Source organism: Streptomyces cucumeris (genome assembly GCF_024295805.1).
Taxonomy (GTDB): domain Bacteria; phylum Actinomycetota; class Actinomycetes; order Streptomycetales; family Streptomycetaceae; genus Streptomyces; species Streptomyces cucumeris.
Genome location: NZ_JANCLX010000001.1, coordinates 452,322 through 475,845, shown reverse-complemented (window position 1 = coordinate 475,845; position 23,524 = coordinate 452,322). Strand labels below are relative to the sequence as shown.

General features: G+C 73.2%; 19 protein-coding genes. 7 read left to right on the top strand and 12 right to left on the bottom strand.

The genetic code is table 11. The features are described 5' to 3' along the window. Positions 1-107: 107 nt before the first annotated feature. The 3 genes from NMK44_RS02220 to NMK44_RS02210 all read right to left on the bottom strand — a co-directional run bounded on the left by NMK44_RS02220 (position 108) and on the right by NMK44_RS02210 (position 1,955). On the bottom strand, positions 108-491 hold the full coding sequence (locus NMK44_RS02220; protein ID WP_254737562.1) for a PIN domain-containing protein: 384 nt from the start codon (positions 489-491) through the stop codon (positions 108-110). Then, positions 488-745 (bottom strand): hypothetical protein, encoded by a 258-nt coding sequence (locus tag NMK44_RS02215; RefSeq protein ID WP_254737560.1) that lies wholly within the window; start codon positions 743-745, stop codon positions 488-490. The genes NMK44_RS02220 and NMK44_RS02215 overlap by 4 nt, the downstream gene beginning before the upstream one ends. Positions 746-824: 79 nt before the next feature. Continuing rightward, positions 825-1,955 (bottom strand): glycerate kinase, encoded by a 1,131-nt coding sequence (locus NMK44_RS02210; protein ID WP_254737846.1) that lies wholly within the window; start codon positions 1,953-1,955, stop codon positions 825-827. Between the two features lie 190 nt (positions 1,956-2,145). Between NMK44_RS02210 and NMK44_RS02205 the strand changes: the two genes are divergently transcribed. Together NMK44_RS02205 and NMK44_RS02200 are read left to right on the top strand one after the other, a co-directional pair. Next, positions 2,146-3,240: an ADP-ribosylglycohydrolase family protein gene (locus tag NMK44_RS02205; protein WP_254737558.1), complete on the top strand. Its 1,095-nt coding sequence runs from the start codon at positions 2,146-2,148 to the stop codon at positions 3,238-3,240. A 62-nt stretch (positions 3,241-3,302) separates the two neighbouring features. After that, positions 3,303-4,049, top strand: coding sequence for an SIR2 family NAD-dependent protein deacylase (locus NMK44_RS02200; protein ID WP_254737556.1), 747 nt, complete (start codon positions 3,303-3,305; stop codon positions 4,047-4,049). 14 nt (positions 4,050-4,063) lie between these two features. On the opposite strand, the gene NMK44_RS02195 is transcribed toward NMK44_RS02200, so the two are convergent. Further along, the gene (locus NMK44_RS02195) at positions 4,064-4,576 is read right to left on the bottom strand and encodes a methylated-DNA--[protein]-cysteine S-methyltransferase (protein WP_254737554.1); all 513 of its coding nucleotides are present in this window, start codon (positions 4,574-4,576) and stop codon (positions 4,064-4,066) included. Positions 4,577-4,609: 33 nt separating this feature from the next. Next, the gene (locus NMK44_RS02190; protein ID WP_254737552.1) at positions 4,610-6,085 is read right to left on the bottom strand and encodes an AlkA N-terminal domain-containing protein; all 1,476 of its coding nucleotides are present in this window, start codon (positions 6,083-6,085) and stop codon (positions 4,610-4,612) included. 141 nt (positions 6,086-6,226) lie between these two features. Between NMK44_RS02190 and NMK44_RS02185 the strand changes: the two genes are divergently transcribed. The 5 genes from NMK44_RS02185 to hemC all read left to right on the top strand — a co-directional run bounded on the left by NMK44_RS02185 (position 6,227) and on the right by hemC (position 14,751). Beyond that, complete coding sequence (locus NMK44_RS02185; RefSeq protein WP_254737550.1) at positions 6,227-6,637, top strand: CU044_2847 family protein; 411 nt, start codon at positions 6,227-6,229, stop codon at positions 6,635-6,637. A 3-nt stretch (positions 6,638-6,640) separates the two neighbouring features. Continuing rightward, a complete protein-coding gene (locus NMK44_RS02180) occupies positions 6,641-8,956 on the top strand; it encodes a VMAP-C domain-containing protein (protein ID WP_254737548.1) in 2,316 nt (771 codons plus the stop codon). Between the two features lie 73 nt (positions 8,957-9,029). Further along, on the top strand, positions 9,030-10,007 hold the full coding sequence (locus tag NMK44_RS02175) for an AAA family ATPase (RefSeq protein WP_254737546.1): 978 nt from the start codon (positions 9,030-9,032) through the stop codon (positions 10,005-10,007). A 3-nt stretch (positions 10,008-10,010) separates the two neighbouring features. Next, entirely contained in the window at positions 10,011-13,709 is a 3,699-nt protein-coding gene (locus NMK44_RS02170) for an SAV_2336 N-terminal domain-related protein (RefSeq protein WP_254737544.1), read from the top strand. A 106-nt stretch (positions 13,710-13,815) separates the two neighbouring features. Continuing rightward, positions 13,816-14,751 (top strand): hydroxymethylbilane synthase, encoded by a 936-nt coding sequence (gene hemC, locus NMK44_RS02165; protein WP_254737542.1) that lies wholly within the window; start codon positions 13,816-13,818, stop codon positions 14,749-14,751. 36 nt (positions 14,752-14,787) lie between these two features. On the opposite strand, the gene NMK44_RS02160 is transcribed toward hemC, so the two are convergent. From NMK44_RS02160 to NMK44_RS02130, 7 genes are all read right to left on the bottom strand, one after another. Then, positions 14,788-16,197 carry a phytoene desaturase family protein gene (locus NMK44_RS02160; RefSeq protein WP_254737844.1) on the bottom strand — a complete coding sequence of 470 codons (1,410 nt, stop codon included), beginning with the start codon at positions 16,195-16,197 and terminating at the stop codon, positions 14,788-14,790. Between the two features lie 48 nt (positions 16,198-16,245). Further along, on the bottom strand, positions 16,246-17,073 hold the full coding sequence (locus NMK44_RS02155) for an inositol monophosphatase family protein (RefSeq protein ID WP_254737540.1): 828 nt from the start codon (positions 17,071-17,073) through the stop codon (positions 16,246-16,248). A 123-nt stretch (positions 17,074-17,196) separates the two neighbouring features. Further along, the gene (locus NMK44_RS02150) at positions 17,197-18,732 is read right to left on the bottom strand and encodes an NCS1 family nucleobase:cation symporter-1 (RefSeq protein WP_254737538.1); all 1,536 of its coding nucleotides are present in this window, start codon (positions 18,730-18,732) and stop codon (positions 17,197-17,199) included. A gap of 90 nt (positions 18,733-18,822) precedes the next feature. Further along, positions 18,823-19,824, bottom strand: a complete 1,002-nt coding sequence (locus NMK44_RS02145) for a TIGR03842 family LLM class F420-dependent oxidoreductase (protein WP_254737537.1) — start codon at positions 19,822-19,824, stop codon at positions 18,823-18,825. 20 nt (positions 19,825-19,844) lie between these two features. Further along, on the bottom strand, positions 19,845-21,248 hold the full coding sequence (gene hydA, locus NMK44_RS02140; RefSeq protein ID WP_254737842.1) for a dihydropyrimidinase: 1,404 nt from the start codon (positions 21,246-21,248) through the stop codon (positions 19,845-19,847). Next, the gene (locus tag NMK44_RS02135; RefSeq protein ID WP_254737535.1) at positions 21,245-22,573 is read right to left on the bottom strand and encodes an aspartate aminotransferase family protein; all 1,329 of its coding nucleotides are present in this window, start codon (positions 22,571-22,573) and stop codon (positions 21,245-21,247) included. Before NMK44_RS02135 ends, hydA begins: the two co-directional genes overlap by 4 nt. Further along, entirely contained in the window at positions 22,570-23,412 is an 843-nt protein-coding gene (locus NMK44_RS02130) for a nitrilase-related carbon-nitrogen hydrolase (RefSeq protein ID WP_254737533.1), read from the bottom strand. The genes NMK44_RS02135 and NMK44_RS02130 overlap by 4 nt, the downstream gene beginning before the upstream one ends. Between the last annotated feature and the right edge of the window lie 112 nt (positions 23,413-23,524).

Here is a 23,524-nt window from a genome sequence, read left to right as displayed (position 1 = left end):
TCGCCCGTCCGGGGGCCCCCCCCCTGCCCCCCCCCCCCCCCCCCCCGGGGGGGGGCCCCCCCCCCCCCCCGCGCGCCCCCCACGCCGTTCTGGGTTCACCACCCACGTCACGGCTCCACATCGAGGATGCGCACCGGCCGTCCTTTCCACTCGTCCGCAGCGGTCGTCGCGACCCGCGCCCCGTCCGGGCGCTCAGGGTTCGGCTGGGCCACGTAGGCGGCGTGGGCCATCGCCCATCTTTCGGTGTCGCGCGCCACCGAAAGGGCAGCAGACAGGTCCAGGTCGAGGACCGTCAGGCCGGGCAGGGCAGCGATGTGCTCTGCCGTCCCGGGGCGGGTGCGGTCGGCCTCCACGAGGGCGCAGGCCGGGGCGTAGAGGAACCAGTCCGCTTCGGCGTGAGCTCGGTGGATCAGCCGGGAGAGCAGGATGTTGCCGCGGCCGGCCGCCACCATGGCCGTGTCGTCCAGCACGATGTGCATCGCATCGGTCACCGGGGCGCCGCCTCGGCCAGCCGCCGGTCCAGTTCGGCGTCCAGATCGGCCACCTCGGCCTCGGTGGGGTCGTATCCGTTCCACTCTCGCAACACGGAACGAGCCTTCTCGGCACGCTCAGCGCGCTCAGCGGGGGTCAGCACCGATTCGGCCAGGCGGGCCAGGTAGGCCCGCAGGGACAGCCCCTCCGACGCCGCTATCTCCGCGAGCCGGTCTCGCGCCTCCGTGGGGATGCGGATGTTCGCGTCGGCCATGGTGAGGCTCCTTCCACTCATCACACCAGGGTACGGGTACGTCCCCGTACCCGTACCCCATTCCGCCGGAGCGCTGACGTCAGACCAGGAAGTCCGCGGCCAGGCGTTCGGCCGTGCGTTCCAGGAGGGGGCCGGCCTCGGCGATACAGCGTGCCGGGTCGGGCTCCAGATCGGTGAGGGGATAGGCGCGGCGGATGCCCGCCGTGCCCAGGGCCGACGGGGAGAGGGCGAGACGGCCGCAGACCGCCACGACCTCGATGCCCCGCGCCCGCGCCGCCGCCGCCACGCCCGCCGGGGCCTTGCCGTGCAGGGTCTGCCCGTCGAGCGAGCCCTCGCCCGTGATCACCAGATCCGTGCCCTCCAGCGCCGCCGCGAAGCCGAGCACGTCCAGCATCACGTCGATCCCCGGGCGGAAGACCGCGCCGAGGCCCAGGAGCGCGCCGAAGCCGATACCGCCCGCCGCGCCCGCGCCGGGTGCCTGGGCGCAGTCGGCGGCCCGGGAGCCCGCCGCCCGCTCCAGCACCCGCGCGTAGTGCGCCAGCGCGGCGTCCAGTGCCCGGACCTCCTCCGGACCCGCGCCCTTCTGCGGGCCGTAGACCGCCGCCGCGCCCTTCGGCCCGGTCAGCGGATTGTCGACATCGCTGGCGAGCACGACCTCGGTCTCCGCGAGCCGCGGGTCCAGACCGGTCAGATCCGCGGTGGCCAGCTCGCACAGCGGGCCGCCGCCCGGGGCGACCGGTGCGCCGTCCGCGTCCAGCAGCCGGGCGCCCAGCGCCACCAGCATCCCCGCGCCGCCGTCCGTGGTGGCGCTGCCTCCGACACCGAACACGATGCGGCGCGCCCCCGCATCCAGGGCCGCGCGCAGCAGCTCACCGCTGCCGTGGGTGGTCGCCGTCAGCGGTGCGTACACCCCGGCCGGGAGGTGCCGCAACCCCGACGCCTCCGCCATCTCCACCACGGCGGTGGTCCCGCGCAGCGCGTACGCGGCCGTCACCGGGGTGCCCAGCGGTCCGGTGACCGTCAACTCCCGGCGCTCGAACCCGGCCGCTACGGCCGCGTCCACCGTGCCGTCACCGCCGTCGGCGACCGGCAGCGACACGATCTCCAGCTCCGCGCCCTCCGCCGCGCCGCGGCGCAGCCCGGCCGTCACATGCCCGGCGACCCGCACGGCGGTGAGCGATCCCTTGAACTTGTCCGCGGCGATGAGCACACGGGTCGGCCGGGTCTGCTGCCCCTCGGCCCAGGTCTTCGTCGGCTCTGCCTTTTCCTCGTCCGTCACCTTGGTAACCCCTTGCTTCCGGAACAGGCAGTCGCGCCGCTGCGACCCTATCCGCCGCCAAGCCCCTTGCCCACCACCGCTTTCCCGCGCGCTGCGCCCCGGTCTCCGGTACACCTGACACATGGGCCTCAGCGGCAGCGCACTCTCCGACAGGATCCACGGCGGCTGGCTGGGCCGTGTCGCCGGGAACATGCTCGGCAAGCCCGTCGAGGAAGGGACGCACTGGACCCGCGCGCGTATCGACCGCTATCTGCGCCGTGCCGGGGCGCTGCCGCTCACCGACTACCTGCCCGCGCTGGAGCCGCCGCCGGACCCCGTGGAGTTCGCACTGCGCCCCGAGTGGCAGCGGTGCGTCCGCGGCCGGATCCACGGCAGCGTCCGCGACGACGACGTGGACTACTCGGTCCTGGGGCTGCACCTGCTGGAGACCCACGGCTTCGGGTACACCACCGAGCAGGCCGGCGAGATGTGGCTGCTGTGCCTGCCCTACCTCCAGACCTTCACCGCCGAGCGCGCGGCGTACCGCAATCTGGCCGCCGGGGTGAAGCCGCCGCTCAGCGCCACACTCGACAATCCGTACCAGGAGTGGATCGGCGCCCTGATCCGCGCCGACATCCACGGCTGGGTCAACCCCGGCGATCCGCGCCGCGCCGCCGGGATGGCCCGCCGTGACGCCGTGCTGTCCCACACCGGCAACGGGGTCTACGGCGCGATGTGGGCGGCCGCCCTGATCGCCGCCGCCTTCACCGCCGACGGCCCGCGCGAAGCCGTCGAGGAGGCCCTGACCCCCATCCCCCCGCGCTGCCGACTGGCCCGTGTCGTCCGCCGCGCCGCGTCCCTGTACGACGCGGGCGTGGACTGGGCGGACGCCCTGGATCAGTTGGAGCGGGAGACAGCCGGGCTGCCCTGGATCCATGTCGTCCCCAACGCCGCCGTGATCACCGCCGGACTGCTCTACGGCGCCGGGGACTTCACCGCCACGCTCGCCCTGACCGTCCGCGGCGGTCTGGACACCGATTCCAACGGCGCGACGGCGGGCTCGGTCGCGGGGGTGCTGTGCGGTGCGCAGGCCATCCCCCCGCAGTGGACCGTCCCGCTCGAGGACCGCCTGCGCAGCGCGGTGTTCGGCTTCGACGGCGCCCGCATCAGCGACCTGGCGGCACGCACGCACCGGCTGGCGGTGGCGGGTGCGGGGGCTCAGCTCGTCGTGACGTAGCGCCGCCGCGTCCGGCGAAACGCGGTCGCCCCCGTGCGTGCCCGCTGCGTACGCTCGGCGGCATGAGCAGCGAGAGCGAGCACCGGCCCCTGGTGGCGATCCTGAGCGGCGCGGGCATCTCCACGGACTCCGGGATCCCGGACTACCGCGGGCCGCAGGGGCTGTGGCGGCAGGACCCCGAGGCCGAGAAGCTCGTGACCTACGACCACTACATGACCGACCCGGAGATCCGGCGCCGCTCCTGGCTGATGCGGCGGGACAGCGAGGCGCTGCGCGCCCGGCCGAACGGGGCCCATGAGGCGGTGGCGCGGCTGGAGCGGTCCGGGGTGCCGGTCAGGGTGATCACCCAGAACGTGGACGGGCTGCACCAGCTCGCCGGACTGCCCGCGCGCAAGGTGCTCGAACTGCACGGCACCGCACGGACGGTCCAGTGCACGGTGTGTGACGCACGGTCGGACATGGCAGGCGCGCTGGAGCGGGTGGCGTCCGGGGATCCGGACCCGTCCTGTGAGGAGTGCGGCGGGATCCTGAAGTCGGCGACGGTGATGTTCGGGCAGAACCTGGACCCGGAGGTGCTGACCGATGCGGTCGCGGTGGCGCGGGCCTGCGAGGTGTTCATCGCGGTCGGCACCAGCCTCCAGGTGCAGCCCGCGGCCTCGCTCGCGGGGATGGCGGCGGAGGGCGGCGCCCGGCTGATCATCGTCAACGCCGAGCCGACCCCGTACGACGAGCTCGCGGACGAGGTCGTGCGCGAGCCCATCGGTACGGCGCTGCCCGCCCTGCTGGACCGGATCGCCGCGGGCGGCTGAGGCCGGGCGGCGCGTCAGTCCACGAGATCCCAGACGCCGACCAGCCCGGCCCCGCTCTCGAAGTCCAGGAGCCGGCGCTTGCGGTCGAGTCCGCCGCCGTAGCCGGTGAGGCTGCCGGAGGCACCGACGACGCGGTGGCAGGGGACGATGATGCCCACCGGGTTCTTGCCGTTGGCCAGACCGACGGCGCGGGACGCGGAGGGCTGTCCGATCCGGTCGGCGAGCTGCCCGTAGGAGAGCGTCACGCCGTAGGGGATGCGGCACAGCTCGGCCCAGACGCGGCGCTGGAACGGCGTGCCGGTCAGCTTCAGCGGCAGCTCGAACGCGGTGAGGTCGCCCGCGAAGTAGGCGGTGAGCTGGCGGGCGGTCTCGGCGAACGGCGCCTCGTCCGGGTCGCCGGGCGCGCCGAAACTCTCCTCGGGCGGGCGGTGCCGCTGCCCCGCCATGTAGAGACCGCTGAGCTCCCCGTCGGTGGCGACCAGGGTGAGCGGGCCGCAGGGGCTGTCGACGACGGTGTGCGTGATCATGTCGGGCTGTCTTCCTCGGGGTGCTGGTGACGGTCAGGGCGCGGGCAGCCGGTTGATCGCATGCGACTCGTCGGTGGCCCATAGGTACTGGACGGCGTAGGCCCGCCACGGCCGCCACCGTGTGGAGTGCCGGGTCAGCGCGCCCGGGGTGGCGGGCAGGCCCAGCCCCGCGGCGCCGCGGCGCACACCCAGGTCGGTGGGGATGAAGGCGTCCGGGTCGCCGAGCGCCCGCATCGCGATGATCTCCACGGTCCACGGGCCGAGCCCGGGCAGCGCGGTCAGACCGGCGCGGGCGGCGTCCCAGTCGGTGCCGACGCCGAGCGTGACCCGGCCCTCGGCGAGCGCGCCGATCAGTCCGGTGAGCGTGGCCCGGCGGGTGCGCGGCATGGCCAGCGCCTCCGGGTCGAGACCGGCGAGGGCGCCGACGGTCGGGAAGAGGTGGGTCAGTCCGCCCGCCGGATCCGCGACGGGCTCGCCGTGGGCGGTCACCAGCCGGGCCGCGTGGGTACGGGCCGCCGCCGTGGACACCTGCTGGCCGAGCACGGCGCGCACCGCGAACTCCTCGGCGTCCACCGTGCCCGGCACCCGTCGCCCCGGGGCCTTGTCGACCAGCGGCGCGAGCCGGTCGTCGGCGCGCAGCAGCTCGTCCACGGCGGCCGGGTCGGCGTCGAGGTCCAGCATCCGGCGGCAACGGCTGATCGCCCCGGCCAGATCGCGCAGATCGGCGAGTGAGAGCTGACAGGCGATGTGGTCCGGCCGCGGGCTCAGGGCGACCACCCCGGGTCCGTACGGCAGCCGCAGGGTCCGCCGGTACGCGCCGTCGCGCCACTCCTCCACCCCGGGGACCGCGGTGGCGGCCAGGTGTCCGAAGAGGTTGTCCGGGCACAGCGGGGCGCGGAAGGGCAGTCGCAGGGTCAGCACGCCGGGGACGGCGGGCTGCGGACCGCTCCTGGCCCGCTGCCGCAGCTCGGTCGGGGTGAGCGCGAAGACCTCGCGCACGGTCTCGTTGAAGGCGCGGATGCTGGCGAACCCGGCGGCGAAGGCGATGTCCGCCATCGGCAGCGGGCTGGTCTCGATGAGCAGCCGCGCGGTCTGCGCCCGCTGGGCGCGGGCCAGGGCGAGGGGCCCCGCGCCGAGCTCGGCGCGGAGCTGCCGTTCGATCTGGCGGGTGCTGTAGCCGAGCCGCGCGGCAAGACCCGGCACCCCGTCCCGGTCCACCACACCGTCCGCGATCATCCGCATGGCACGGGCCACCAGGTCCGCGCGCTCGTTCCACTGCGGGGAGCCGGGGCTGGCGTCGGGGCGGCACCGTTTGCAGGCCCGGAAACCGGCCTGCTGGGCCGCGGCCGCGCTGGGGTAGAACCGCATGTTCCCGGGCTTGGGACCGACGACCGGACAGCTGGGGCGGCAGTAGATGCCCGTGGTGACGACGGCGATGAAGAACCAGCCGTCGAAGCGGGCGTCCTTGGCCTGCGCCGCGCGCAGGCACCGGTCGGTGTCGGTGTGCATGTCTCCAGCATCCGCCAGCGGGTGGGGCGGTGCTCGCGGAAATCCGACATGGACCTTCCGCCGGGCCGCGGCGGCCCGTCCGACGAGGGCGGTTGTGTGAAACAGGCAGACCGGGGGCGTGCCGATCGGCATCATGGTCATGTGACGGACTACGCCGAGCTCCCGCTCCCCGATGGCACCCCCGTACGTCTAGAGCTGACCCCCGTGGTCGGCGCGCCCGGCGCCGCGCCGCCCGCCACCAATGGCAGCACCCCCGGGGACCCGGCGGACCGGCTGCCCGGCGGGATCGGCGGGGTGACACCGGTGTCCCGGGGGCAGCGGGCCGCGGTGCTGGCCGCGGACGGGCTGCGCGCGGTACTGCGGCCGCTGGGCCCGCTGTTGCAGGAGGTGCATGACGCGGTGTCCACCGCGGCGAACCCACCCGACGAGATCCAGGTGCAGTTCGGCGTCCAGGTCGGCCAGGACCTCAAGCTGGGCATCGTCGGCGCGGGCGGCCAGGCCAGCATGACGATTTCGGCCACCTGGCAGCTCTCGGGTCCCCGTACGGCCTGACCGATGGAGTGGTTCCGTTCCGCACCGGCCCCCGGGCAGCGTCCGGTCACGGTCTCGGTGCTGAGCCAGGTCGACCAGGAGGCGGTCGGCTCCGGGGTCCTGCTCCCCGGCGGCCGTCGCTTCCTGACCTGTGCGCATGTGATCAACTGTGCGCTGGGCAAGGAGGACACCACCTGCGCCGACCCTCCGGCGGCGGGCGCGCTGACGGTGCGGGTGCACGGTCCGGACGGCGGGGCCCCGCACATCCGCACCGCCGAACTCACCGTGTGGATACCCCCGGGCCGCTCCCGCGGCGTGGAGTGGGAAGGCGATCTAGCCGTACTCGACCTCACCGAACCGCCGCCCCGTGAGCTGCTCGCGCCGCGCTGGCGGGCCATGACGGCGGGGCAGTCGGTGCTCGCCTGGCACGCCAGCGGGCTCGCGGCCACCATCGCCAAGGCCCAGGTGACCTCGTGCGACGGCCGGATCGGCTATGTGGACGGCGAGTCCCTCACCGGGGTCGCCATCGACCACGGCTACAGCGGAGGGCCGCTGTGGTCGGGTGAGGAAGGGGCGGTGGTCGGCCTGGTCGCGGCCGCCCTGACACCCCCTCACCATCCGGCCACCGGAGCTCCGCTGGCCTACGCACCGCACCATGTCGCGCGCCGTAGCTGGAGCATTCCGTGGCAGCGGATCCAGGACGAGCTGCGCCGGGCGGGCGCGGCGCACGTACTCCACGAACCGGCGCCCGGACCGTGGACGCCGTACGAGCCGTGGACGCCGTCCGGACCGTACGGCGACGGGGGGTTATCCGGGCCCGCCGCACCCCCGCCACCCGCACCACCGCACCCCGACCCCGCCCACCGCCTCCTCACGGCCGTCCTCGCCCGCGCGCTGGCCGACCCCGTCCGCCGCGCCGACTGCGCCCGTACCGTCGCCCGGCGCTGCGGCCACCCCCACCGCACCGACGGCTCCGCCCCGTCCGTGGACGAGTTCGCCCGGCTGCTCACCCAGGACGGACGGGCGCTGCCCGCCCTCGCCGAGGTACTGCACCCCGCCGCCCCGCGCGATGTCGCCGAACTCCTCGCCGCCGGGCGGATGTCCGGGGTGCCCCAACTGCTCTCCCCCGGTGAGCTGGAAGAGTTGCTGACCCAGTTCGCCCGGGTGCCCCTCACCGTGGCCGCCCGACTCCCCTCCGTCGTACGGGCCGCGCTGCCGCTGGCCGAGCTGCCGGGGACACCGCTCGCCGGATCCGGCTGGACCGACCCGGACGCCGGGGTGCGGGCGGTCCGCGTCCGGGAGCTGATCGGCGCTCTGGAGGGGCTGCGCGGGGACAGCCGCCCCGTCCCCGACGGCACCGCGGGCGTCCCCGGACTGCTGCGCGTGGTCACGTACGTGGCCGCCCTGTGCCCGGCCGACCCCGGTGAGGCGCTGCGCCGCTGGAGCACGGCGGTCGCCGTCCGGCTGGGCATCCACCCGGCCGCGCTGGAGGAGCGCCGCACCGACGCCCACGAGTGGGCGAAGCGCCAGCGGACGTCGGCCGCGGTCCCCCGGGTGCTGGTGCGGCTCACCGCCCACCCCGGCCAGGACGGCACCGACCGCTACCGGCTGCGGATGTGGTGCGACGAGGGCGAGGGCCCCCGCCGGGTGTCCGGTGGCGGCGGCGACGGCGAGGGCTATGCGCCGCGCAGCGCGGCCCAGGCCGCCGAGGACATCCTCACGGTGATCGAGCCGCTGCACCGGGCGCTCCCCGCCGGGGTCCGGCCCGTCATCGAACTCATCGTGGACCGCGAGGCGCTGGAGCTCCCGGTCGACCAGTGGGAGTGGCCGGGCCCGGCCGGTCTGGTGCCCGGGGTGCTGGGCGCGGAGTACCCGCTCGTCGTCCACTGCCCGGAACTGCTCCAGCGGGCCGGTGAGCGGTTCAAGGCGGCGCTGCGCCACCGCTGGCAGCGGCTGGACGACGGCGGGGCCGTGCACATCGACGGCGCCACGGGCGGCGCGCACGGGGTGTACGCGCTGCTGATGGACCATCTGGACGCCGCGCAGGCCACGGTGGACGGCGTTCCGGCGGAGGTGCGGATCGAGATCGTCCAGGTGTGTCTGGCGATGGGGATGCCGGTCGTCGTCTGGGACCGGGACACGGACGCGGAGTCCGGCTCGCACGCCGTACGGGCGGTGGCGGGCACCCCGCCGCGCCGGTTGCCGGAGACGGTGCGCGCCTACCGCGCCAGGACCCTCGGCTGTCCGCGGACGTTCCTGGGGCGGCCGGTGCTGGCCTGGGCCGAGGCCGACCGCGAACTGCCCCGGCTGGAGCTGGCCGACCCCACGGAGCCGTCATGACCGTCCATCGCACAGTCCCTGTCCGCCGTGCCGGCCACCTCGGCCACCTCGGCCATATCGCTACGGAGGTCCCATGACGGCGTCGTACGACCGTCCCCCACCCGGCGGCAACGACTGGCGGCTCTTCCGCGGCGACGGTGTCGCGCGGGGCGCCGACCTGCCCCCGGCCCCGCCCTGGCGGCGGTTCGGCGCCCCGGGCACCGGGTCCGGCGAGGACGGCCCGCCGCCCTACCTGATCTCCGCCGACCACGCCGACGTGGTGAACGCGGCACTCCATCTGCGCCGCCCGCTGCTGGTCACCGGCCAGCCCGGCACCGGCAAATCGTCCCTGGCCCGGGCCGTCGCCCATGAGCTGGACCTCGGCGAGGTACTGCGCTGGCCGGTCAACAGCCGCTCCACCGTGCAGGACGCGCTCTACCGCTACGACGCGGTCGGCCGGCTCCGCGAGACCACGCTGAACCGCGATCGCGGCGGGCCGGAGCCGGACATCGGGTCCTTCATGCGGCTCGGACCGCTCGGCACCGCCCTGGTACCGCGGCCCCGGCCCGGTGTGCTGCTGATCGACGAACTGGACAAGGGCGATGTGGACCTGCCCAACGATCTGCTGACCGTCTTCGAGGAGGGCGAGTTCGAGATCCCCGAGCTGTCCCGGCTCTCCGACGAGCGGCCCGAGGTCGAGGTGCCCACACTGCGGACCGGCGAGCGGGCGCGGGTGGTGCGCGGCCGGGTGCGGTGTGCCGAGTTCCCCGTGGTGGTCGTCACCAGCAACGGCGAACGGGACTTCCCGCCCGCGTTCCTGCGGCGCTGCGTCCGTCTCGAACTGCCGCCGCCGGACGAGCGGCAGCTCCGCGCGATCGTCACTGCCCATCTCGGCGAGGGCGCGCTGCACGAGGTGGACGATCTGCTGCGAACGTTCCTGCGCCGCCGCGCACCGGGCGAACTGGCCACCGACCAGCTCCTGAACGCGGTCTTCCTCCGCACCGGGGGCGTGGACCTGGACGCCGACGGACTGCTCGACGCCGTACTGCACCGGCTCGGCGGGGCGGTGTGACCCATGGCCCCTGACGCCGAACGGCTCGATGAACGGCTGGGCGCGCTGCGTTCCGTCCTCGAGTCCAGTGGCGTCACCCTGGCCCGCGAAGAGCTGCTGGACGCGCTGTGGCTGGCCGCACGGCTGCCCGCGGACGGCGCCGACGCGCCGCTGCGCCGCGCCCTGGACCGCCGGGCCGCGGCCGACGACCCGCCGGACGTCGCGCGTGACCCCTCCGGCGCGGACGGCGGCGCGGCGGGCGCCCAGCGGTCGGCGGACCCGCCGCCGGAGCCCGTCCGGCCGTCGGCGGGGCCGCCGTCGGCCGTACCGGAGGACGTCCGGACCGCCGGACTGCATGCCGTCCCGGACGGCTCCGACGCCCACGGCCCGCCGCACGCCGGTCCGTCCGGCGCGCTCGCGCTGCGCGTCCCCGAGGGCAAGGCGCTGCGCGCCGAGCTCCGGATCGGACGCGCGCTGCGCCCGCTCCGGCAGCACCGGCCCAGCGTCGCCCGGCACGAGGTGGACATCGACGCCACGGTGACGGCGCTGGCCGAGACCGGACTGCCGGACGTCGCGCTCCGCCCGGCGCGTGAACGCTGGCTGGATCTGGCGTTGGTGATCGACGACGGGATCTCGATGCTGCTGTGGCAGCGGCTGGCCGCCGAGATCCACGCGATGACGGAACGGCTGGGCGCGTTCCGCCTGGTGCGGACGTACGGTCTGAGCGCTCCGGACCCCACCGCCCCGCCGCGGTTGAGCGCCCGCCCCTTCGATCCGGCGGCCGCGCCGATGCCGCCGCGGGCCCTGGCCGATCCGTCCGGCCAGACGCTGGTGCTGGTGCTGAGCGACGGTATGGGCCCGGCCTGGCGGGACGGCCGCAAGCACGAGGCCGTACGGCGCTGGGCCCGCTGCGGGCCCACGGCGATCCTGCACGCCCTGCCGCACCGGATGTGGGACGGCTCCGGTATCCGCGCGCACCGCTGGCGGGTGACGACCCGCCGCAGCGGCGCCCCCAACACCGCGTGGCGGGTGAGCGATCCCGTACTCCCGGCGGGCCTGGCGGCGTTCGACGGCGTTCCGGTGCCGGTGATCGAACCGGAGCCGGGGGCGATGGCGACATGGGCCCGGCTGGTCGCCTCGCCGGGCGGCAGCGCGCTGCTGCCCCTGCTCGGCCGCCCGGAACCGGCACCGCACCGGGCGGCCGCTACGGCCGACGGGCTGGGAAGCGTCCAGCGCTTCCGCGACGCCGCCTCCCCCGAGGCGTACCGGCTGGCCGCTCATCTGGCGGCGGTCGCCCCGGTGTCGGTGCCGGTGATGCGGCTGGTGCAGGCCGCCGTGCCCTGGCAGGCGGATACCGCACACCTCGCCGAGGTCTTCCTCGGCGGACTGCTGCGGCCCGCCGACGCGGGGCCCTGGGCGGGGCTGCTGCCGCCCCGGCACCGGGTCTTCGACTTCCCGGAGGCGGCCCGGACGGGGCTGCTGGACGCCGTTCCGACCGCCGAACTCATCGCCACCGGGCGCCATATCGGCCGCACCCTGTCCGATCTGGCGGGCCGTTCACCCGATTTCCCCGCCTGGCTGGCCCATCCGTCGGGACCGGATGTCCTGCCGCCCGGTGCGCGGGCGTTCGCCGAGGTGGGCCCGCGCCTGGCCGCCCGCTTCGGGGCCCCGGCCCTGCCGGTGGAGCTTGCGGCGGCCCCGGGGAGCGGGACGGAACCCCCCACCCTGGGCCTGCGGGGGCCCGACCGCCGGACGGAGTCCGCTCAGGCCGCGCCGTCGCCCACCGCGTGCCCGACGTGCGCAGAGCCGTTGGAACCCCTCGACCGCTACTGCGGTACCTGCGGCTGGGACATCACCGTCGCCCCGGCGGATCTGTGCCCGGAGTGCGGGGCCCCGGTACGGGGCGACAGCGAATACTGCGATACCTGCGGCATCCGCATCGGACCCGGTCCGGGTCTCCCGGCCCGCCCGGCGACCCCCGTACCCGCGTCGTTCACGACGCCGCCTCCGCCGCTGGTCCCGCCGGAGCGGTCCCGGCACGGCACCGTCACGCTGTCCGACGATGTCCCGGTCTCCCTGGGCCCCTACCAAATCGCCGGGAGGCTCGCGTCGGACGCCCGGATCGTGACCTATATCGGCTTCGGCCAAGGCCAGTTCGCGGTGGTGCGCGCACCCCACGCGGGCGCGGAGCCCGGAGACTACTGGCTGTGGGCACGGACCCAGGCACTGCGTCAGATGGACGGCCATTACGCGCCCCGGCTGCTGCGCAGTTCCGAGGCGCCACCGTTCATGGCGGAGGAGTTCCTCCGCACCGCCGACGGTTCGCTGCCCACCGATCTGCTGAGCCTCCTGTCTGCCGGGGCGCCCGGCTGGAACGGCGACCGGTTCCTCCGTATCGGCCGGAGCCTCGCCAAAGCCGTCGCCCGGTGCGCCGATCGGCACATCGTCCACGGCGGACTCACCACCGCAACGGTGCTCGTCGTGGACGATGCCGTGAAGCTGGTCGGCTGGGAGGCGGTCTCCTTCGTCGACGACGTGTGGGCGTCGCCCGCCGCGGCGGACGACGTCCTCGCGCTCGGCCGGATCCTCCAGGCCATGGGAGGGCGCAGTGCCGGCACCGGCCGGTGGGAGGACTTCCCGTGGCGGGACATCCCCGGGGTGAGTCCGCGCGCCACGATCGAGGCGTGCCTCGACCCTGACCCCAGACTCCGCCCGACGGCACATCAGGTCGCCGAAGTGCTGGCCCGCTACGAGCATCAGCCCCTGGGCAGCGCGTCCCCTACCCCCCAGGGCTATGGGGACTTCCTCGACCTCGATGGTCTGCTCCACCAGGCCCCGGCCGCCCCACCCGCCATGACCGCTCCGCCGAAACCTGCCAGACCGACCATCGCCTCCCGACTTCGGCTCGGCGGCCGGGCCAAGGCGGCGGAGCGGCAGCGCAGACTGGAGCTGATCCGTACGCCGTTGCGGCCCGCCCCCTACCGCATCGCGGTGATCAGCCTCAAGAGCGGCATCGGCAAGACCACGACCACCCTGGCGCTCGGCTCCGTACTGGCTGCCGAACGGCAGGACAAGGTCATCGCACTGGACGCCAAACCCGGCGCGGGCACCCTCGCCCACCGGGTGCGGCTGGAGACCGGCGCGACCATCCGCGACCTGGTCATCGCGCTCCCGTACCTCCACAGCTATATGGACATCAGGCGGTTCACCTCACGACTCCCGTCGGGACTGGAGGTGCTCGCGAGCGACGTGGAGCCCACCGCCCTGCCGGTCGACGACGCGGACTACCGCCGCGTCATCGACATCCTGGGCAGGCAGTACCCGCTCACCCTGACCGACACCGGCCCAGGGCTGCTCTACAGCACGATGCGCGGGGTGCTGGATCTCGCCGACCAACTGGTCGTCCTCTCCAGCGCGTCGGTGGACGGTGCGGGCAGTGCGAGCACCACCCTCGACTGGCTCACCGCACACGGCTACCGGGACCTGATCTCCCGCAGCGTCACCGTCGTCTCGGGGGTCCGGGACCCCGGGGCGACGGTGAACACCGACGATGTGGTGGCGCACTTCCGGAGCCGCTGCCGTGGTGTGGTCGCCGTTCCCTTCGACCGGCATCTGGCCGACGGTGGCGAACCGGACCTCGCTCTGCTGCGGTCGAGGACCCGCGAGGCGTATCTCGATCTGGCGGCCCTGGTGGCCGAGGACTTCGGGCGCCACCTGCGGTAAGGGGGAGGGCGCCCGCGGTGAGGCGGCCGACGGTACGGACGTGCGGCTCGTCACCCCGACCGCGTCATGGCACGGGGCCCCTCCCGGACGCCCTATCGTGTACGCCATGTCGTCCACCGACCTCATCCGCATCGTCTCCCGCTCCTCTCCCATGGCCCTGGCCCAGGTCGAGCGGGTCCGCACCGAACTCGCGGCCCTCCACCCCGGGATCCGTACCGAGGTGATCCCGGTGACCACCTCCGGCGACCGGTGGATGGGCGATCTGTCCAAGCTGGGCGGGAAGGGCGCGTTCACCAAGGAGGTGGACGCTGCGCTGCTGGCGGGCGAGGCCGATCTGGCCGTGCACTGCATCAAGGACGTGCCCGCCGACCGGCCGCTGCCCGCGGGCACCGTGTTCGCCGCCTATCTCAAGCGGGACGACATCCGCGACGCCGTGATCCACCCCGAGGGGCTGACCCTCGACCAGATGCCCGAGGGCACCAGGATCGGCACCTCCTCGGTACGGCGGGTGGCCCAACTCGCCGTCACCCACCCGCACGTCGAGTGCGTGCCGATGCGCGGCAACGCCAACCGCCGTCTGGAGAAGCTGGCGGCCGGTGACGCGGACGCGCTGCTGCTGGCCGTCTCCGGTCTGGAGCGCATCGGCCGGACGGACGTGATCAGCGAGATCCTCTCCGTCGACACCATGTGCCCGCCGATCGGCGCCGGGGTACTCGGGCTCCAGTGCCGCGAGGACGACACCGCGACCATCGACGCCGTCGCCGGACTCGGGGACACCGACGCGTGGAAGGAGGTCACGGCGGAGCGGATGCTGCTGCACGTCCTCCAGGGACACTGCAACTCCCCCATCGCGGGGTTCGCCAAGGCCGAGCGCGACGGACGGCTGTCACTGCGCGCCCGGGTGTTCAGCCCGGACGGCAAGACGGTGCTGGACGCGCACGAGTGGGCGGGCCCGCTGGACCCGGCCACCCTGGGCACCTCGGTGGCGGTGGCGCTGCTGCGCCAGGGTGCCCGCGAGGTCATCGACACCATTCCGCACTGAGGCACTGACGCACCGGGGCGGACCGGCCGGTCCGCCCTAGCGCCCCTGCCGCAGCCGCCGCCACACCGCCCGTGCCGCATGGTGCCCCGACATCCCGTGGACACCGGGGCCGGGCGGGGTCGCCGAGGAGCACAGGAAGACGGCGGGGTGGGGGGTGGCGTACGGGACCCGGGCCAACCGGGGCCGTATCACCGCCTGGAGGCCGCCGAAGACACCGCAGGCGATGTCGCCGCCCACGTAGTTGGCGTTGCGCGCGGCCAGCTCGGGGGGTCCGGCCACCGCGCGGGCCAGGACGAGATCGCGGAAACCGGGGGCGAACCGCTCGATCTGCCGCTCGATGACCTCCGTGGCATCGCCCTTCCAGCCGCTGGGCACATGCCCGTAGACCCAGAAGGTGTGCTTGCCCTCGGGGGCGCGGGAGGCGTCGAGCAGGGACGGCTGGGCGGCGATCAGGAACGGCACCGTCGGCTCACGGCCGTCGGTGGCGGCCCGCAGCGCCGCGCCGATCTCACCCGCGGAGGGGCCGATATGGACGGTCCCGGCACGGCGGGCCTCGGACGCGGTCCACGGCACCGGGCCGTCCAGGGCGTAGTCGATCTTGAAGACGGAGGCCCCGTAGCGGTAGTGGGCGAAGGCGTTGCCCAGTCCGGCGATCCGGGCCAGTGCGGTGGGTGAGGTGTCGAAGACGTACGCACGGGCGGGCGGCAGTTCATCGAGCCGCCGGACCGGGGTGCCGACGTGGATCGTGCCGCCCTGCTCGCGCAGGTAGGAGCCGAGGGCGTCCGCGATGGACTGGGAGCCGCCGCGCGGCACCGGCCAGCCGACCTCATGGGCGGCGACGGCGAAGGTCAGCGCGGGCGCCGCGGTGGTCAGCGCGCTGGTCGGCGCGATGGCATGTCCGGCAAGCCCGCTGATCAGGGCCTTCGCCTTCTCGCCGCGGAAACGGCGGGCGAGGAGGGTGGACGGCTGGAGCGCGTGCAGCCCGAACCGGACCCAGGTGGCCGGGTCCCGCGGCACCCCGTCCCACTGGGTGCGCAGGATGTCGGGCGCGAAGGTGTGCCATTTGCCGAGGTAGGGCGCGACCAGCCGTCGGTAGGTCCCGGCGTCCCGCGGCCCGAGCGACATGGCCGTCTCGCCGACCGAACGGGCCAGCACCGCCGCGGAACCGTCCGGGAAGGGATGGGCGAGCGCCAGCTCGGGGTGCAGCCACTCCAGACCGTGCCGGGCGAGCGGCATCCGTTCGAAGGCCGGGGAGCCGACCCCGAGGGGGTGCACGGCGGAGCAGGGGTCGTGGCGGAAGCCGGGGAGGGTGAGCTCCTCGGTGCGGGAGCCGCCGCCGATGGCACCGGCCGCCTCGTAGACCTCCACCGCACAGCCGCGGCGGGCGAGTTCGACGGCCGCGGTCAGCCCGTTCGGTCCGGCACCCACCACAACCGCGTCGAGCATCGACGGCACGTCGGCCTCCTCCTCCTCGCCATTGAGGATCGTGGAACGTCAGCCGGCGGCGGCCAGCAGGCTCAGGATATGCCGTGCGGTGGCCTCGTCCCGGGCCGCTGTGAAAGGCAGCGCGTTTCCGCCAATAATGCGGAACGGTTCCCCGGCCAGGGTGGCGCTGGTACCGCCCGCCTCGGCCACCAGCAGCAGTCCCGCGGCGTGGTCCCAGGCGTTCTCCCAGGTGAAGGCGAGGGCGTCGAGCTGTCCCCGGGCCACCTTCAGATACTCCAGACCGGCCGAACCACACGGCCGCGGTGCGACGCCCGGGGTGCTCAGACCGGCCAGGGCGCGCTTCTCCGCGTCGGTGGTGAAGTCGAAGTGGGAGATGGCCACTTCGAGGGTCGCGCCGGGCTCCGGCGAGCCGGAGCGGATCGGCTCCCCGTTCAGCAGGGCACCCTGACCGCGCCGGGCCACGGCCATCTCGTCCACCGCCGGGGCGAAGGTCCAGGAGACGAGCAGTTCGCCGTGGTGGGCCAGGGCGACCAGGGTCGCGAAGCCCGGATCGCCGTGGACGAACTGCCGGGTGCCGTCGACCGGGTCGACGATCCACACCGGGGCGTCGCCGCCGAGCGCGCCGAGGATCGAGGGGTCGGCGTGCACACCCTCCTCGCCCACCACGGCCGAGCCGGGCAGCAGGCTGGTCAGCGAGGCGGCCAGATGCTGCTCGGCGAGCCGGTCGGCGGTGGTGACGAGGTCGTGCGGGCCGTTCTTCTCGATGATCTCGTGCTCGGCGAGCTGTCGGAAGCGCGGCATGATCTCGGCGGCTGCCGCCTTGCGGACCGCCTCCTCGACATCGGACAGATCACCAGTGAGAAATTGATCGATCATACGTTCATCGAACCATGCCGCTCCGACAGCCGGTGACCAGGTGGCGGACGGAGGGTGTCACCGAGGTGAACCCCCTCACCGTCCCGGAGCCGCCGACTGCCGGCCGTCAGCCGCCCGGGAGCCTCAGCCGGTGCGGTGCCTGGCGGCCCCGGGCAGCATCAGCGCGGTGTAGAGCACCAGGGAGGCCCCGAGTCCGACCGCCCAGCCGTAGTCGGCCAGCGGCTGGAGGAACGGGATCAGTCCGTCCTCCGGGAACGGGCCCTTGCCGGGGTGGGAGTACGAACCGCCCACCGCGAGCACCCCGCCGACGGCGAAGGCGGCCACGGCCCGCCAGTTCCAGCCGGAGACGTACCAGTAGCGGCCCCCGGGCCGGTAGAGATCGGCGAGGTCGAGCACCGTACGGCGGATGATCCAGTAGTCGGCGATCAGCACTCCGGCGACGGTGCCGAGCAGTCCGCCGACGACACCGAGCCAGGTGAAGATGTACAGCTCGGGGGTGGAGGTGAGCTTCCAGGGGAAGATCACCACACCGACGATCCCGGTGATCAGCGCCCCGGTGCGGAAGCTGATCAGCTTCGGCGCCAGATTGGCCAGGTCATAGGCGGGCGAGACGACATTGGCCGCGATGTTGACCGAGATGGTGGCGATCAGCACCGTCACCAGCGCGAAGAGCAGACCGAAGACATTGTCCGTCTTGCCCGCGAGCGCCACCGGATCCCAGATGGCCTCGCCGTAGACGGCCTCGGAGCCGGAGGTCACGAAGACCGACAGCAGGGCGAAGGCCGTCATGGTGGTGGGCAGGCCGAGGGACTGTCCCCACACCTGGGCCCGCTGGCCCGCGCCGAAGCGGGTGAAGTCGGGGATGTTGAGGGAGAGGGTGGCCCAGAAACCGATCATGCCCATGAGGGCGGGGAAGAAGACGGGCCAGAAGTCACTGCCCCAGCCCAGTTTGGAGGGCTGGTCGAGCAGCGAGCCGAACCCGCCCGCCTTGACGGCTATCCAGACCAGCAGCACCACGGCTCCGATGAGCACGAAGGGCGCGGCCCAGTTCTCGAACCGTCTCAGAGTCTCCATACCCCGGTAGATGATGGCCAGTTCCAGCGCCCAGAAGACGACGAAGCACAGCCACAGGGTCCAGGGGTAGCCGCCGATCTCCCCGGCCGTCGCCCAGCCGCCGCCGAACACCTTGCCCAGCAGGATGTAGATGCCCTGTCCGCCGATCCAGGTCTGGATGCCGAACCAGGCGCAGGCCACGGCGGCCCGGATGAGCGCGGGGAGGTTGGCACCGCGCAGTCCGAACGAGGCGCGTGCCAGCACCGGGAAGGGGATCCCGTACTTGGGCCCGGCGTGGCCGGTGAGCAGCATCGGCAGCAGCACGATGACATTGGCCAGGGCGATGGTGAAGACGGCCTGCTTCCAGTCCATGCCGAGGGCGACCAGACCGGAGGCCAGGGTCCAGGAGGGGATGTTGTGGGCCATGCCGATCCACAGCGCGGTGAAGTTGTAGGTGGTCCAGCGGCGTTCGGCGACCGGGACCGGCCGCAGGTCCTCGTTGCAGAAGCGGCTGTCGGCCAGGGAGGCGCCGGGTGGCAGCTCGACGCGGCCGTCGGGGTGGGTGGTCCGGCCGGGCTCGGCGGGGGGCGGTGCGGTGGCGGTCATGGCGACCCTCTTCGTTCGGGACGGCGATACGGGGAGAGAGGGTGGGCGGATGCCGCGGGCCGGTCCCGGTGGACCGGCCCGCGGGGGGAGTCAGCCGCCGAAGGCGGGGATGATCCGCTCGCCGTAGGCGTCGATGGTCGCCTCCTTGGCGTCGTGCATCGCGTAGACGGCGAACTGGTCGACACCGAGCGACCGCAGCCGCTCCAGCTTCTCGATATGCGCCTCCACCGGGCCCAGCAGACAGAAGCGGTCGACGATCTCGTCGGGGACGAAGGCGGTGTCCGGGTTCCCGGTGCGGCCGTGGTGGCTGTAGTCGTAGCCCTGCCGCTCCTTGATGTACGCGGTCAGGGACTCGGGAACGGCGCCGGAGTGCTCACCGTAGCGGGAGACGAGATCGGCGACGTGGTTGCCGACCATCCCGCCGAACCACCGGCACTGCTCACGCGCGTGGTCCAGGTCGTCCCCGACGTACGCGGGGGCGGCGACGCAGATGGTGACGGAGTCGGGGTCGCGCCCGGCCGCGGCGGCGGCGTCCCGCACCGCCTTGACCATCCACTCCGTCAGGAACGGGTCGGCGAGCTGGAGGATGAAGCCGTCGGCCTTCTGCCCGGTCAGCGCCAGGGCCTTGGGGCCGTAGGCGGCCATCCACACCGGCAGCCGGCCGTCCTCGACCCACGGGATGCGCACCGGGTTGCCGTCCACGACGGCTTCGCGGCCCTCGGCGAGGTCGCGGATGGTGTCGATGGCCTCGCCCAGCCGGGCCAGTGTGTTGGGCCTGCGGCCCGCCACCCGCATCGCGGAGTCACCGCGGCCGATCCCGCAGACCGTGCGGTTGCCGTACATGTCGTTGAGGGTGGCGAAGGTGGAGGCGGTGACCTCCCAGGTGCGGGTGCCGGGGTTGGTGACCATCGGTCCGACGATCAGCCGCTCGGTGTGGTCCAGGATGCGGCTGTAGATGACGAAGGGCTCCTGCCACAGCACGGCGGAGTCGAAGGTCCAGCCGTAGCGGAAGCCGTTGTTCTCGGCGCGTTGCATCAGGTCGACCACCCCTGACGCGGGCGGATCCGTCTGAAGGACGAGTCCGAAGTCCATGCTTGCTCCAGGTTCAGGGTTCAGGAGAGGTACTGACAGGTGGCGCGCGGCACATAGCGGCCGTGTCCGGCCCGCCCGGTGTACTCCCGCTGGTCGATCACGGTGGTGCCGCGCGACAGCACGGTCTGGACCTGCCCGGTGATCTGCTTGCCCTCGTAGGCCGAGTAGTCGACGTTCATATGGTGGGTCTCCACCGACAGGGTCTGCTCGGCGGCGGGGTCGTAGATGACCACGTCGGCGTCGGCGCCCGGGGCGATGGTGCCCTTCTTCGGGTAGAGGCCGAACATCCGGGCCGGGGTGGCGCAGGCGATCTCGATCCAGCGGCGGCGGGAGATATGGCCGTCCACCACGGCCTGGTGGAGCAGGTCCATCCGGTGCTCCACCCCCGGCATACCGTTGGGGATCTTCGAGAAGTCCCCGCGGCCCAGCTCCTTCTGACCGGTGAAGCAGAAGGGGCAGTGGTCGGTGGAGACGACCTGGAGGTCGTTGGTGCGCAAGCCCCGCCACAGCGCCGCCTGGTGCTCCCGCGGCCGCAGCGGGGTGGAGCATACGTACTTGGCGCCCTCGAAGTCCGGTTCCGCGAGGTTGTCGGTGGACAGGAAGAGGTACTGCGGACAGGTCTCGCCGAAGACCGGCAGCCCCTTGTCCCGGGCCTGGGTCAGCTCGGCCACGGCCTCCTCGGCGGAGACGTGCACCACGTAGAGCGGGGCACCGGCCACCCGGGCGAGCTGGATGGCGCGGTGGGTGGCCTCGGACTCCAGCAGCGCCTTGCGGACCTCGCCGTGGTAGCGGGGGTCGGTCCTGCCCTCGGCGAGGGCCTGTTCGACCAGGACGTCGATGGCGATGCCGTTCTCGGCGTGCATCATGATCAGCCCGCCGTTGGCGGCGCCGCGCTGCATGGCGCGCAGGATCTGGCCGTCGTCGCTGTAGAAGACGCCCGGATAGGCCATGAACAGCTTGAAACTGCTCACGCCCTCCTCCACCAGCAGGTCCATCTCCTTGAGCGACCCCTGGTCGACATCGGAGAGGATCATGTGGAAGCCGTAGTCGATGGCGCAGTTGCCGCTCGCCTTCAGATGCCAGGCGTCCAGGCCCTCGCGCAGTGCGTGGCCCTTGGTCTGGATGGCGAAGTCGACGATGGTGGTGGTGCCGCCCCAGGCCGCGGCCCGGGTACCGGTCTCGAAGGTGTCGGCGGCGAAGGTGCCGCCGAACGGCATCTCCATATGGGTGTGCGGATCGACGCCGCCCGGGATGACGTACTTCCCGGTGGCGTCGAGGGTGCGGTCGGCGGTCCAGCCGCGGGCGCACTCGCTGTCGGATGCGGCCAGGGCCACGATCTTCTCGTCCTCGATCAGGACGTCGGCGTGGGTCTCCTCGGCGGCGGTGATGACGAGCCCGCCACGGATCACGGTACGGGGCATCAGCTCGCACTCCTTCCGGACTGGGTGGCCTTGAGGGCTGCCTCGAGGATCTCCGCGCCCTCCTCCGCCTCGGCGACGGTGAGGCTCAGCGGCGGGGCGATGCGCAGCGCGCTGCTGTTGTGCCCGCCGCCCTTGCCGATGAGCAGTCCGCCCTCACGGGCGGCCTCCAGCACGGTGGAGGCGGCCTCGGGGGACGGCCGGTCGGTGCCGGGCTCGACCAGTTCGAGACCGATCATCAGCCCACGGCCGCGTACTTCGCGGACGGTGTCCAGACCGGCGGTCGCGGCCCGCAGCCGCTCGATCAGCAGTCCGCCGACCCGGCGGGCATTGCCCTGGAGGTCGTGCTCCACGAGGTGGTTGAGGTTGGCGAGGCCCGCGGCCATGGTGACCGGGCTGCCGCCGAAGGTGGAGATGGAGTTGGCGTCCAGGCAGTTCATGACCTCGGCGCGGGCCACCACCCCGCCGATGGACATACCGTTGCCGATGCCCTTGGCGAAGGTGAGGATGTCCGGCGGCCCGGAGCCCTCATGGGCCTGCCAGCCCCAGAAGTGGTCTCCGGTGCGGCCCCAGCCGGTCTGCACCTCATCGGTGATCCACAGGATGCCGTGCCGGTCGAGCACCTCGCGGAAGGCGGCGAACAGCCCGTCGGGCGGTGAGGTGAACCCGCCGACGCCCTGGACCGGTTCGGCGATCAGCGCGGCGACGTTGCCGTGCGTCTGGCCGAGGATGTCCTCGAGGTCGGCCACACACGCCTGGATGAACTCGGCGTCGGTGAGGTGGGCGAAGGGTCCCCGTCCGCGCACCCCGCCGTGGACGTACAGGGTCTGAAGCGGGGACAGGCTGGTCGGCGACCAGGAGCGGTTGCCGGTGATGCCCACGGCCGAGAAGGACCGGCCGTGGTAGCTGTTGCGCATCGCCAGGATCTGGTTGGAGCGGCGGTGGGTGGTGGCCAGCAGCAGGGCCGTGTCATTGGCCTCGGTGCCGGAGGTGGTGAAGAAGACCCGCGCGTCGGGGATGCCGGACAGCGCGGCGACGCGCTCGGCCAGGTCCACCATCGGACGGTCGAGGTAGAGCGTGGAGCTGTGCAGGATCCGGCCCGCCTGCTCGCTGATCGCCTTGGTGACCTCGGGCAGCGCATGGGCGGTCATCGTGGTGAGGATGCCGCCGAAGAAGTCGAGGTAGCGGTTGCCGTCCGCGTCCCAGACATGCCGCCCCTCACCGTGGGTGATCTCGATGGGCCGCTGGTAGTAGAGGGCCAGCCAGTCGGGCAGCACCGCCCGATGGCGCCGGTGCAGCGCCGCGTGGACGCCGGAGGGCTGCTCGGTCACGGCTTCACCAGCCCCTCGTAGGCGTCGGGACGCCGGTCGCGGTAGAAGGCCCACTGCTGGCGCACCTCGTCGATGAGCCCGAAGTCGAGGTCCCTGACGATCAGTTCCTCCTCCTTGTCGCTGGCCACCTCGCCGACGAACTGGCCGCGCGGGTCGACGAAGTAGCTGGTGCCGTAGAAGTCGTTGTCGCCGTGCTCCTCCACGCCCACGCGGTTGATGGCGGCGACGAAGTACTCGTTGGCGACGGCCGCGGCGGGCTGCTCCAGCTGCCACAGATACGCGGACAGACCGCGCGAGGTCGCCGACGGGTTGTAGACCAGCTGGGCGCCGGCGAGCCCCAGCTCGCGCCAGCCCTCCGGGAAGTGACGGTCGTAGCAGATGTAGACGCCGACCTTGCCGACGGCGGTGTCGAACACCGGCCAGCCCATGTTGCCGGGCTTGAAGTAGTACTTCTCCCAGAACCCCTTGACCTGGGGGATGTGGTGCTTGCGGTACTTGCCGAGGTAGCTGCCGTCCGCGTCGATCACGGCGGCGGTGTTGTAGAAGAAGCCGGACTGCTCGACCTCGTAGACCGGCACCACGATGACCATGCCGGTCTCCCGGGCCAGCGCCTGCATCCGCTGGACGGTCGGCCCGTCCGGTACCCGTTCGGCCCATCGGTAGTGCTCCGCCTCCTGCACCTGACAGAAGTACGGGGCGTTGAACACCTCCTGGAAGCCGATCACCTTCGCGCCCTGGGCGGCCGCCTGCCGGGCGTACTCCTCATGCTTCGCGATCATTGATTCGGTATCGCCGGTCCAGGTGGCCTGGACGAGAGCGGCACGTACGACATTGGCCATGATCAGCTCCTTCACAGCAGGTGCTCCGAGGGCTTACCCCCGTCGTCAACCTGTGTCTACGCACGTAGAATCCGGCTGTGGTGAAGAACGTAGAAGCGCACTCACCACTCTG

Excerpts from the sequence above, each read along its gene's own strand:
- NMK44_RS02215 (WP_254737560.1), bottom strand. The coding sequence starts at position 745 with ATGGCCGACGCGAACATCCGCATCCCCACGGAGGCGCGAGACCGGCTC.
- NMK44_RS02205 (WP_254737558.1), top strand. The coding sequence starts at position 2,146 with ATGGGCCTCAGCGGCAGCGCACTCTCCGACAGGATCCACGGCGGCTGG.
- NMK44_RS02200 (WP_254737556.1), top strand. The coding sequence starts at position 3,303 with ATGAGCAGCGAGAGCGAGCACCGGCCCCTGGTGGCGATCCTGAGCGGC.
- NMK44_RS02195 (WP_254737554.1), bottom strand. The coding sequence starts at position 4,576 with ATGATCACGCACACCGTCGTCGACAGCCCCTGCGGCCCGCTCACCCTG.
- NMK44_RS02190 (WP_254737552.1), bottom strand. The coding sequence starts at position 6,085 with ATGCACACCGACACCGACCGGTGCCTGCGCGCGGCGCAGGCCAAGGAC.
- NMK44_RS02180 (WP_254737548.1), top strand. The coding sequence starts at position 6,641 with ATGGAGTGGTTCCGTTCCGCACCGGCCCCCGGGCAGCGTCCGGTCACG.
- NMK44_RS02175 (WP_254737546.1), top strand. The coding sequence starts at position 9,030 with ATGACGGCGTCGTACGACCGTCCCCCACCCGGCGGCAACGACTGGCGG.
- NMK44_RS02170 (WP_254737544.1), top strand. The coding sequence starts at position 10,011 with ATGGCCCCTGACGCCGAACGGCTCGATGAACGGCTGGGCGCGCTGCGT.
- hemC (WP_254737542.1), top strand. The coding sequence starts at position 13,816 with ATGTCGTCCACCGACCTCATCCGCATCGTCTCCCGCTCCTCTCCCATG.
- NMK44_RS02160 (WP_254737844.1), bottom strand. The coding sequence starts at position 16,197 with ATGCTCGACGCGGTTGTGGTGGGTGCCGGACCGAACGGGCTGACCGCG.
- NMK44_RS02155 (WP_254737540.1), bottom strand. The coding sequence starts at position 17,073 with ATGATCGATCAATTTCTCACTGGTGATCTGTCCGATGTCGAGGAGGCG.
- NMK44_RS02150 (WP_254737538.1), bottom strand. The coding sequence starts at position 18,732 with ATGACCGCCACCGCACCGCCCCCCGCCGAGCCCGGCCGGACCACCCAC.
- NMK44_RS02145 (WP_254737537.1), bottom strand. The coding sequence starts at position 19,824 with ATGGACTTCGGACTCGTCCTTCAGACGGATCCGCCCGCGTCAGGGGTG.
- NMK44_RS02130 (WP_254737533.1), bottom strand. The coding sequence starts at position 23,412 with ATGGCCAATGTCGTACGTGCCGCTCTCGTCCAGGCCACCTGGACCGGC.